This is a genomic window from Pseudomonas sp. LFS074 (assembly GCF_047978165.1).
Lineage (GTDB): Bacteria > Pseudomonadota > Gammaproteobacteria > Pseudomonadales > Pseudomonadaceae > Aquipseudomonas > Aquipseudomonas putida_P.
In genome coordinates, this window is the sequence record NZ_JBFPFV010000014.1 from 1 (window position 1) to 3,840 (window position 3,840).

3 protein-coding genes are annotated in these 3,840 nt (G+C 59.4%); all 3 read right to left on the minus strand.

Going from position 1 to position 3,840, the window contains the following annotated elements:
• Window positions 1-352: 352 nt before the first annotated feature.
• On the minus strand, window positions 353-2,188 hold the full coding sequence (gene glmS, locus ACNQP3_RS29185; protein WP_264316682.1) for a glutamine--fructose-6-phosphate transaminase (isomerizing): 1,836 nt from the start codon (window positions 2,186-2,188) through the stop codon (window positions 353-355).
• A 3-nt stretch (window positions 2,189-2,191) separates the two neighbouring features.
• Window positions 2,192-2,968 carry a DeoR/GlpR family DNA-binding transcription regulator gene (locus ACNQP3_RS29190; RefSeq protein ID WP_012274906.1) on the minus strand — a complete coding sequence of 259 codons (777 nt, stop codon included), beginning with the start codon at window positions 2,966-2,968 and terminating at the stop codon, window positions 2,192-2,194.
• A gap of 305 nt (window positions 2,969-3,273) precedes the next feature.
• Window positions 3,274-3,840, minus strand: a 567-nt coding sequence (locus ACNQP3_RS29195) for a DapH/DapD/GlmU-related protein (RefSeq protein WP_416470702.1), incomplete at its 5' end; no start/stop codon positions are given.

Sequence of the window (3,840 nt, forward strand, 5' to 3'; positions counted from 1 at the left end):
ATTGTATTCTTCTATCAATTTTCCGCTGAGTCATTAGCTTCGAGCTAGCTGGATTCACCGGTTCAGTGGGTACAGATGTCATTTCACGAGTCGCTCATCGTTGAGTGACCCGCTCGATCGGATCGGAACGACACAGGTCGTGGCGCGGAGAAATTCAAGAGCGGGCTCAGCCAGGACAGCAGTCACTGTGGTGCAGAAGGGATTGTGATCCTATATCCATGGACAAGGCTCTGCCCCGACAAACGGGCCGTGACAGAGCCTTGTGACAACCTTTCTTAACTTGTGACAACCTTTATTTTTTTGTGACAACCTTTATTCTTTAAAAACATTTGAAACGATTACTTAGCGTTATTTACTCGACAGTAACCGACTTGGCCAGGTTACGCGGCTGGTCAACGTCAGTACCCTTGAGCACGGCTACGTAGTACGACAGCAACTGCAGTGGAATGGTGTACAGGATCGGCGCCAGCGCGTCAGCGATGTGCGGCACCTTGATCACGTGGGTGCCTTCGCCATTGGTCATGCCCGCCTGCTCGTCGGCGAACACAACCAACTCACCACCGCGAGCACGCACTTCCTGCAGGTTGGACTTCAGCTTCTCCAGCAGTTCGTTGTTCGGCGCGACGGTAACCACCGGCATGTCATTGTCCACCAGTGCCAATGGGCCGTGCTTCAACTCACCCGCCGGGTAGGCTTCGGCGTGGATGTAGGAGATTTCCTTGAGCTTGAGCGCACCTTCCATCGCCACCGGGTACTGCGCACCACGGCCGAGGAACAGGGTGTGGTGCTTGTCGGCGAACAGCTCGGCGATTTTCTCGACGGTGGCATCCATGGCCAGGGCTTCGCCCAGGCGGGTCGGTAAACGACGCAGTTCTTCAACCAGCTCGGCTTCAACACCGTCTTCCAGCGTTCCACGCACTTGGCCCAGGGCAAGGGTCAGCAGCATCAGCGAAACCAGCTGAGTGGTGAAAGCTTTGGTCGACGCCACGCCGATTTCAGGGCCAGCCAAGGTCAGCAGGGTCAGGTCCGACTCACGCACCAACGAGCTGATGCCCACGTTGCAGATCGCCAGGCTGCCGAGGAAACCCAGCTCCTTGGCGTTGCGCAGCGCGGCCAGGGTGTCGGCGGTTTCACCGGATTGCGAGATGGAGACGAACAAAGTATCCGGCTGCACCACCACCTTGCGGTAACGGAATTCGCTGGCCACTTCCACCTGGCACGGGATGCCAGCCAGGCTTTCCAGCCAGTAACGGGCGACCATACCCGCGTGGTAGCTGGTGCCACAGGCGACGATCTGCACGTTGCGCACTTTGGCGAACAGTTCGGCAGCCTTCGGGCCGAAAGCCTGGACTAGCACGTTGTCCTTGCCCAGACGGCCTTCCAGGGTGCGCTGAACAACGCTTGGCTGCTCGTGGATTTCCTTGAGCATGAAGTGGCGATAGTTGCCCTTGTCGGCAGCTTCGGCGCCTTCATGGTACTGCACGGTTTCGCGCTGGACCTTGTTGCCTTGCTGGTCCCAGATGGTGACCTGATCACGGCGGATTTCCGCGATGTCGCCTTCTTCCAGGTACATGAAGCGGTCGGTGACCTGACGCAGCGCCAACTGGTCGGACGCCAGGAAGTTTTCACCCAGGCCCAGACCGATAACCAGCGGGCTGCCGCTGCGTGCAGCTACCAGGCGGTCAGGCTGCTTGGCGCTGATCAGCGCCAGGCCATAGGCACCATGCAGGCGCTTCACCGCTGCTTTCAGCGCGTCGGCCAGGTCCGGAATGCTCTTAAGGGTGTGGTGGATCAGGTGAACGATGACTTCGGTGTCGGTCTGGGACGTGAAGATGTAGCCCAGGCCTTTCAGCTCTTCACGCAGCTCTTCGTGGTTTTCGATGATGCCATTGTGCACCACAGCCACTTCATCGCCCGAGAAGTGCGGGTGGGCGTTGCCTTCGGTCGGCGCACCATGGGTAGCCCAACGGGTGTGGGCGATACCCAGCTGGCCCGCCAGTGGCTCAGCAGCAACCGCAGCTTCCAGCTCGCTGACCTTGCCAATGCGGCGGCGGCGCTGCAATTCACCGTTCTGGGTGAGAACCGCCAGGCCGGCGCTGTCGTACCCGCGGTACTCAAGACGCTTGAGGCCTTCGATCAGAATGGCTGTGATATTGCGCTCGGCGACGGCACCAACGATTCCACACATGTTTTATTGCTCCTGGCTGATCGCGGCGCAGATCAGGTTGATGCCGCGGGCTTGAATTTGTTCGCGTGCCGCTGCGGGCAGGCGTTCATCTGTAATAAGGGTATGTACGCTGCCCCAGGGCAGCTCGAGGTTAGGGATCTTGCGCCCCACCTTGTCCGACTCGACCATCACGATCACTTCACGGGCAACTTCGGCCATGACCCGACTGAGCCCAAGCAGCTCGTTGAAGGTAGTAGTACCCCGGCCGAGGTCGATGCCGTCGGCACCGATGAACAGCTGGTCGAAATCGTAAGAGCGCAGTACCTGCTCGGCGACTTGGCCCTGGAATGATTCGGAATGCGGGTCCCAGGTGCCACCGGTCATCAGCAGTACCGGCTCGTGTTCGAGGTCGCAAATGGCACGGGCTACATTCAGCGAATTGGTCATTACTACCAAGCCCGGCTGGCGCCCCAGTTCGGGGATCATGGCTGCCGTGGTGCTGCCGCTGTCGATGATGATGCGCGCATGTTCGCGGATTCGCCCGACGGCGGCACGCGCAATGGCCTTCTTATAGGAAGACACAGGCTGGGCCGGCTCACCGAGCAGTTCTTGCGGCACCGGTACCGCGCCGCCGTAGCGGCGCAGCAACAGGCCGTTGGTTTCGAGGGCGGCGAGGTCTTTGCGAATGGTCACTTCCGAAGTTTCGAAACGCTTGGCCAAGGCGTCCACGCTCACCTCGCCCTGCTCGCTGAGCAAAGCCAGGATGTTGTGCCGCCGCTGCGGTGTGTTTCGTTTCGACATGAGCTCTTAAGTTTCGTTTCGAAAGATAATGGTTGCAATCAAAACCTAAGACGCTCGTCTCGTCAAGCAGTAGCTGCCCTGTGGATAATTTCTTCTGCTTTTGGCAGGGTCCCTGTAGGAGCGGCCTTGTGTCGCGATGGGCTGCAAAGCAGCCCCGGCAATTTCAGGTTCACCTCGAAATCCAAGGGGCCGCGTTGCGGCCCATCGCGACACAAGGCCGCTCCTACAAGGGATTACCAATAGCCCAATAAAAAAGCCGACTTATTCACATAGGTCGGCTTTGGATCGAAACAGCTGTGAATAACTCAGCTCTTCTTGGTTTTCTCCGGGCGCTTCCAACCCGAGATGTTGCGCTGGCGTGCACGGGCCACCGCCAGGTCGCCAGCTTCAACCGTCTGGGTAATGGTCGAACCGGCTGCGGTGGTCGCGCCGGCCTTGATTTCCACAGGCGCCACCAGCGAGTTGTTCGAACCGATGAACACGTCCTCGCCCATCAACGTCTTGAACTTGTTGGCGCCATCGTAGTTGCAGGTGATGGTGCCGGCGCCGATGTTGGTGCGCGCACCGATTTCAGCATCGCCCAGGTAAGTCAGGTGACCGGCCTTGGCGCCTTCACCCAGGTGTGCGTTTTTCAGTTCGACGAAGTTACCCACATGGGCCTTTGCGTCCAGTACGCTGCCCGGGCGCAGGCGGGCGAACGGGCCGGCATCGCTGCCCTCGCCCATCACGGCGCCTTCGAGGTGGCTGTTGGCCTTGACCACCGCGCCTTTGCGCAGCGTGGTGTTCTTGATGACGCAGTTAGGGCCGATCTGAACATCGTCCTCGATGACCACCTTGCCTTCGAGAATCACGTTGATGTCGATGAGCACGTC

Bases quoted from the DNA above. Each gene is read 5' to 3' on its own strand.
- ACNQP3_RS29190 (WP_012274906.1), bottom strand. From the start codon at position 2,968: ATGTCGAAACGAAACACACCGCAGCGGCGGCACAACATCCTGGCTTTG.
- glmS (WP_264316682.1), bottom strand. From the start codon at position 2,188: ATGTGTGGAATCGTTGGTGCCGTCGCCGAGCGCAATATCACAGCCATT.